Below are 6,000 nucleotides of genomic sequence, written 5' to 3' on the forward strand. Positions count from 1 at the left end.
TTATTCTAATGCTGGTCGTGTTGGCTGGGGTCCGCCCGGGTGTGGTTTGTCTCCCCCGGGCGCGGGGCGGGGGGGGGGGGCAATACAGACTGCTTCCGGCACCCTCGCGGCGCGTCTTTCGGGTTGCGGCCCTTTTTCAGCCGCCGAGCACCCGGTCCACGCGGATCTCCACGACGGCCAGGCCCTGCGGCCGCGGCGGCGCCGACCGGTAGCGCCGGGTGTAGCGGCGGATGCCCTCCGCGACCCGGGCGGGGTCGGTGGAGAGGGTGGCCGTGCCCTCCAGGGTGAGCCACTGCCAGCCCGCCATCTGACAGACCGACACCCGGCTGCCGGGGTGGGCCAGCAGGTTGCGGGCCTTGCGGCGGGCCGCGGTCGTCATGACCCTGGCCAGGCCCGCCTCACCGTCCCAGGTGAAGCGCACGGGTGCGGTGTGGGGGCTGCCGTCGGGCCGCAGCGTGGTGAAGGTGCACAGGTGGTTCTCCGCGAGGAAGGCCTCTGCCTCGGCGGACAGCCGCAGTGCCTGGGTGGGTGTCGGTGCCATGGGAGTTCCGTTCTCAGTGGGCCGGCGTACCGGCCGGCTGGTCCTTGGCCCTGGTCAGCGGCAGCAGCACCAGGGTCACCAGGAAGGCGACCGCGGCGAATCCGGCGCTGATCAGGAAGGCGTCGTGGAAGACCGTGGTGCGGGCCTCGCGGATCAGCTCGGGCACACCGTGGGTGGCGGCCGTCAGCTCCGGGATCCGGCGGAAGGCGAAGGTGGCGGCGACGGCGAGGCCGAGGGCTCCGCCGATCTCCTGCGCGGTGTTGATGAGACCGGCGGCCAGGCCGGCCTCGTGCTCCTCGGAGCCGGCGAAGGCCGAGATCTGCAGCGGTACGAAGGAGGCGCCGAGGCCCAGGCCGCAGATGATGAACGCGGGGAGCAGGTCGGTGAGGTAGGAGGCGTGGGAGGGGGCGCTCCACAGCAGCAGCATGCCGGCGCTGACCAGGGTCAGACCCACCATCAGTACGGGCTTGGCCGCGACCTTGGTGACGACCTGGGAGGCGACGCCCGCGCCGACCGCGGTGGTCAGGGCGAGGGGCACGTAGGCGAGGCCGGTGGTGATGGCCGAGTACTCCAGCACCTGCTGCATGAAGAGGCTGGCGAAGAAGAAGAGGCTGACGCAGGTGCCGAGGAGCAGGATCGCGATGGCGTTGGCGGCGCGCAGGGAGGGGCGGCGGAAGACGCGCAGCGGCATCAGCGGGGCCTTGGCGCGGCGCTCGATGAAGAGGAAGGCGACCAGCAGGGCGGCGGCCAGCGCGAAGCCCCCGTAGATGCGGAAGGTGGGGACGTCGGAGTCGGAGACGGTCTGGCCGAGGGTGAAGATGAGCAGGATCAGGCCCGAGGTGAGGACCACGGCGCCGGCTACGTCGAAGCTGCGGGTGCGCTCGGCGGCGCGGCTCTCGTCGACGACCAGCGGGGCGATCAGGGCGCCGATGATGCCGATGGGCACGTTGAGGAAGAAGATCCACCGCCAGCCGGGGCCGTCGGTGAGCAGACCGCCGAGGGTGACGCCGGCGACGGCGGCGACGCCGCTGAGGGCGCCCCAGGCGCCGAGCGCCTTGTTGCGCGCCGGGCCCTCCTCGAAGTTGTTGGTCAGCAGGCTGAGCGCGGCCGTCGCGATGAAGGCGGCTCCCAGGCCCTGGGCGCCGCGCGCGCCGATGAGCATGGTGGCGTTCTGGGCCAGGCCCGCGAGGAGCGAGGAGGCGGCGAAGAGGACCAGGCCGGTCTGGAGCATCCGGCGGCGGCCGAGGGTGTCGGCGAGGCGGCCGGTCAGGAGCAGGAAGCCGCCGAGCAGCATGCCGTAGGTGGTGACCACGTACTGCAGGGCGGTCTGGGAGATGCCGAGTTCGGTCTCGATGGTGGGCAGCGCGACGTTCACGATGGACACGTCGAGGAAGGTCATGAAGCCCGCAAGGCAGAGGAACGCCAGGATGAGCCCGGGCCGGCGGACGGGCCCGGCCGGCGGCGTTGTGGGGGTTCGCAGGGACTCTTGGATCGACATGCCACTCCTCGGAACGGGGGGACGGGGTACGGGAGTACGGAGATAAGGGAACGGCTGTGGTGGCTTTCGGGAAGCTACCACCCTCAGTAAAGTAGGTACCTAGAGGAAAGTGACTTCCTGGAGGACCGGTATGAACAGCAGCAGCACCGCCCTGTCGAGCGAAGCGGCGGCTCACGAGGCCCAGGTGACGTCGGAGCAGGCCTGCCCCATCGCCCCGGTGCTCGACATCGTCTTCAGCCGGTGGACGACACCGATCCTGTGGACGCTGAACGAGTTCGGGGTCCAGCGCTTCGTGACGCTGCACCGCAACATCGGCACGATCACCGCGAAGGTGCTGACGCAGCGTCTGCGGCAGCTGGAGCGCGACGGTCTGGTGGTGCGCACGTACTACCCCGAGGTGCCCCCCAGGGTGGAGTACGAGATCAGCGAGCTCGGGCGCAGTCTGGCTCCGCTCTTCGCCCACCTCGCGGACTGGTCGGCGGACAACCTGCCCCGGGTGGAGCGGGCGCGGCGGGAGTTCGACGGCGCGGTCGAGCAGGCGGCCGGCCACTGACCGGGGCAGTCGACCACTGACCCGGGCGGCCGGACACGGAGTCAGCGGGAGGACAGGTCCGCGGAACCGCGGTCCAGCTCCCGCATGCTCCCCTGGAAGAAGATGAGCGGATCCTCTTCGGCGGCGGGCGCGCCCAGCTCGACGACCTCGCCGAGGAGGATGGCGTGGTCCCCGCCGTCGTACTCGGCTATCAGCCGGCAGTCCAGGAAGGCCAGCGCCTCGCTGAGCACCGGAAGTCCGGCCTCCGTGCGGTGGTGCGGCACCTCCTCGAACCGGGCGGACTCCCGGCCGGCGAACGCCCAGGCTATTTCCTGCTGCTGCTGGGTCAGGAAGTTGACGACGAAGCCGCCGCTGTCCTGGACCACCGGCAGCAGCCGGGAGTTCTGGTGCAGGCAGACGAGCACCAGCGGGGGATCCAGCGAGACGGAGGTGAAGGAGTTCACCGTCGTTCCGGCGGTGTCCTGGCCGTCGCCGGAGGTGATGACCGTGACCCCGGTGGCGAAGTGGCCGCACACGTCGCGCAGGGCGCGGCCGGCGACCGGGGCCCGGTCCTCGGTGGTTGCTGACTGAACGGTCACGACGGACCCTCTCTGGTCTGTGGCTCTGGTTCTGGCTATGGCTCTGGCTACGGCTCAGGTACGTGGGGTGAGCAGGTCCGCGGCCTCGGGCACGCGCGGCCGGGCGGGCACGGCGGGGGACGCCGCCGTACGGCGCCGGGACAGCAAGGGGCCGGCCATCGCCGTGGTGACCAGCGCCATGATCACCAGCATGGTGAACATGCGCCCGTCCAGGACGCCCAGGGAGACGGCCGCGTTGAGGATGATCAGCTCGGTCAGGCCCCGGGTGTTCATGAGCAGGCCGAGGTCCCGGGAGTCCCGCCAGGAGAATCCCGCCAGCCTGGCGGGAAGGATGGCGCCGGCCAGCTTGCCGGCGCAGGCCACCACGATGATCAGGGCGAGCGCCACGTAGTCGCCGGCGGTCAGCGAACCGAGGTCCACGCCGAGCCCGGTGACGATGAAGAACACCGGCAGCAGGACGACGCTGACGTTGTCCAGCGGCTTGCGCAGGTGCTGGGCCAGCACGAGGCCCGGTTCGCGCGGCATCACGAAGCCGAAGAGGAACGCTCCGAAGATCGCGTGGATGCCGATCCAGGTGGTCAGCCAGGCCGATCCGAGCGCGCCGGCGCACAGCACCGCCAGCAGCGCCGACCACCGCTCGGCCGCGGCCCAGCGCCACACCAGGCGCGCCACCAGCGGCCGTACCACCAGGAGCATCAGCGCGACGAAACCCGCGCTGAGCAGCCCGATCCGGGCCAGGCCCGCGTAGTCGCCGTCCGAGGTGACCAGCGCGGACACGTACGCCAGCAGGCACCAGGCGAGCAGGTCGTCGATGGCCGCGCTGGCCAGGGACAGCGAGCCGACCTTGGTCTCCAGCAGCCGGTTCTCGGTGAGGATGCGGGCCAGCACCGGGAAGGCGGTCACCGACATGGCCGTGCCCAGGAAGGTGGCGAAGGCGATGAAGGAGATCTCGTGGCCCGCCACGGTGGCGTGCTCGGGGTAGAGGAAGGGGGCGAGGGCCACGCCCAGCCCGAAGGCCATGGCGATGGACGACAGCGAGACCCCGGCCGCGAGTTTGGCGTGCGGCCTGATCAGGCGCTTCTCGAACTCCCAGCCGACCACGAACATGAAGAGGATCAGACCGACCTGGGAGACCGCCGACAGCAGGGGCCGTACCTCGGCTGGGAAGAGACGCTCGGTCAGGTGGCCGGGCAGCAGGCCGAGGACGCTCGGGCCGAGCAGGACGCCCGCCACGATCTCGCCGACCACCGCGGGCTGGCGCAGCCGCTGGGCGATCCGGCCCAGCGCGGCGCCGGCCAGCAGGACCACGCCGATGTCGAGCAGCAGCATCGCCAGGGTCGCGTCCTTGAGTCCGCCGCCGGCGGCCAGGACGTTCATCGGGCCTCCTCCGGCGCGGGCGGCGGGTTGCCCTCGGTCCACAGGACGCGGAAGGACAGCGCGGCCAGCTTCCAGCCGTCGCCGGTCAGTTCGGCCTCACCGGTCGCCAGGGTGCCGACGGTGAACAGCGGACGGCCGGGAACGCCGGGGTGGTGGACGTGCGTCGAGACGAGGTTGGCGCGCAGTACGGCGTGCCCCTCGTCCTTGAGGTCCACGACCGCGGGCGAGCCCAGGTGCTGGGTGGCCGCGAAGGCCGCGAGCGCGTCGCGGTGGTAGGCGGCGAGTCCGGCGAGCCCCTTGTGGCCGCTCATGGGGAACTCGACCCGGGCGTCGCGCGTGAACAGGGTCGCCGCCCACGCGTCGTCCAGATCTTCGTCGTCGAGACCGATGAGGTACCGGTCCAGCAGCGTTTGTATGTCGGCTAATGCCTGGCCTGGATGCATTAACCGAGCATGGCCTCCATTCCAATGGGTGACCAAGCCCGGTTTTCACAGTTCTGACGAACTTGCGGAAATCCTTGAAAGGGCCCCGGAAACTTTGCAGAACCGTCCGCGCTCCTGACAGAGAAGCCCTTCCGTGCCGTCAGTTCCTTTGCCAAGCTCCATTGGTGACACCGGCCAGCAGTGGCGGCCGTTCGTACATCATTTCCTCGAATGGAAGAGAAGAGAATGCCGAAGATTGCAGCCGACGGTCAGCACCTGACTGTTCTCAACCTGTTCTCGACCGACGCTCCCGAGAAGCAGGTGAAGCTGCTCGCCGCGATGCGTGAGATCGTCGACTCGGCAGCCTACGACGGCTGGATCTCCAGCACCGTCCACGCGGGCGAGGACAAGCCGGGCACGGCCAACTTCATCCAGTGGCGCAGCACCGAGGACCTCGAAGTCCGTTACTCGGGCGAGGAGTTCAAGCACCGTACGCTGCCCCTCTTCGGCGAGATCACCACCTCGATCCGCCTGCTCCAGAACGAGATCGCCTTCGTCCAGGCGAAGCCGGAGCTCGACGGCGTCGAGATCTCCCCGGAGCGCGACGACTACACCGCCATCGAGCTCTTCGGTGTCGCCGAGGCGGACCAGGAGGACCTGATCGACGCTCTGGGCTCCTCCCAGGAGTACCTGCTCGACGTCCCCGGCTACCGCAGCCACACCGTGCTGCGCGGGCTCCGTGCCCGTGGCATCGAGGGCAAGTTCGTCGTCTCGTACTCCCAGTGGGACGGCAAGGAGGCGTACGACGCCTTCCGCGCCCAGGCCGAGGCGGACCGTACCCCGGAACGCCGGAAGGTCGACGCCCGCGTCGCCACCGTGCAGACGTGGCAGGACGAGAACACCTACCGCGTGGTGCACACCCGCGGCGCCGGCGAGTGATCCGCGCCGCCTGAACCAGGTCACCGCCGTCACCCCCTGCGGCGGTGGCCCACCCTCGGAAGTGCCGCTGCCGGGACTCCTCAGTCCCGCAG

7 protein-coding genes are annotated in these 6,000 nt (G+C 70.3%); 2 read left to right on the forward strand and 5 right to left on the reverse strand.

Annotation, left to right across the window (positions count from 1 at the left end):
- Positions 1–136: 136 nt before the first annotated feature.
- Positions 137–541, reverse strand: coding sequence for a pyridoxamine 5'-phosphate oxidase family protein (locus tag ACFXDJ_RS20350; protein WP_384662526.1), 405 nt, complete (start codon positions 539–541; stop codon positions 137–139).
- A gap of 13 nt (positions 542–554) precedes the next feature.
- Positions 555–2,039 carry an MFS transporter gene (locus ACFXDJ_RS20355; RefSeq protein ID WP_384662529.1) on the reverse strand — a complete coding sequence of 495 codons (1,485 nt, stop codon included), beginning with the start codon at positions 2,037–2,039 and terminating at the stop codon, positions 555–557.
- A gap of 130 nt (positions 2,040–2,169) precedes the next feature.
- Here ACFXDJ_RS20355 and ACFXDJ_RS20360 point away from each other — a divergent pair, with 130 nt between their 5' ends.
- Positions 2,170–2,592: a winged helix-turn-helix transcriptional regulator gene (locus ACFXDJ_RS20360; protein WP_384662532.1), complete on the forward strand. Its 423-nt coding sequence runs from the start codon at positions 2,170–2,172 to the stop codon at positions 2,590–2,592.
- Positions 2,593–2,633: 41 nt separating this feature from the next.
- Here the strand turns inward: ACFXDJ_RS20360 and ACFXDJ_RS20365 are convergent, their stop codons facing one another.
- From ACFXDJ_RS20365 to ACFXDJ_RS20375, 3 genes are read right to left on the reverse strand one after another with little or no spacing between them, the layout of a single operon-like run.
- Positions 2,634–3,170: a flavin reductase family protein gene (locus ACFXDJ_RS20365; protein WP_384662535.1), complete on the reverse strand. Its 537-nt coding sequence runs from the start codon at positions 3,168–3,170 to the stop codon at positions 2,634–2,636.
- Between the two features lie 54 nt (positions 3,171–3,224).
- Positions 3,225–4,547 carry a cation:proton antiporter gene (locus ACFXDJ_RS20370; RefSeq protein WP_384662538.1) on the reverse strand — a complete coding sequence of 441 codons (1,323 nt, stop codon included), beginning with the start codon at positions 4,545–4,547 and terminating at the stop codon, positions 3,225–3,227.
- Entirely contained in the window at positions 4,544–4,990 is a 447-nt protein-coding gene (locus tag ACFXDJ_RS20375; RefSeq protein ID WP_384662541.1) for a nuclear transport factor 2 family protein, read from the reverse strand. Before ACFXDJ_RS20375 ends, ACFXDJ_RS20370 begins: the two co-directional genes overlap by 4 nt.
- A gap of 225 nt (positions 4,991–5,215) precedes the next feature.
- Between ACFXDJ_RS20375 and ACFXDJ_RS20380 the strand changes: the two genes are divergently transcribed.
- Positions 5,216–5,908, forward strand: coding sequence for an antibiotic biosynthesis monooxygenase family protein (locus ACFXDJ_RS20380; RefSeq protein ID WP_384662544.1), 693 nt, complete (start codon positions 5,216–5,218; stop codon positions 5,906–5,908).
- The last annotated feature ends 92 nt before the right edge of the window (positions 5,909–6,000 follow it).

Source organism: Streptomyces sp. NPDC059443 (assembly GCF_042750105.1).
In the GTDB taxonomy this organism is placed as follows: domain Bacteria; phylum Actinomycetota; class Actinomycetes; order Streptomycetales; family Streptomycetaceae; genus Streptomyces.

What these genes read in the sequence shown, in the direction of transcription:
- ACFXDJ_RS20355 (WP_384662529.1), bottom strand. Translation starts at nt 2,039, where the DNA reads ATGTCGATCCAAGAGTCCCTGCGAACCCCCACAACGCCGCCGGCCGGG.
- ACFXDJ_RS20350 (WP_384662526.1), bottom strand. Translation starts at nt 541, where the DNA reads ATGGCACCGACACCCACCCAGGCACTGCGGCTGTCCGCCGAGGCAGAG.
- ACFXDJ_RS20370 (WP_384662538.1), bottom strand. Translation starts at nt 4,547, where the DNA reads ATGAACGTCCTGGCCGCCGGCGGCGGACTCAAGGACGCGACCCTGGCG.
- ACFXDJ_RS20380 (WP_384662544.1), top strand. Translation starts at nt 5,216, where the DNA reads ATGCCGAAGATTGCAGCCGACGGTCAGCACCTGACTGTTCTCAACCTG.
- ACFXDJ_RS20375 (WP_384662541.1), bottom strand. Translation starts at nt 4,990, where the DNA reads ATGCATCCAGGCCAGGCATTAGCCGACATACAAACGCTGCTGGACCGG.
- ACFXDJ_RS20360 (WP_384662532.1), top strand. Translation starts at nt 2,170, where the DNA reads ATGAACAGCAGCAGCACCGCCCTGTCGAGCGAAGCGGCGGCTCACGAG.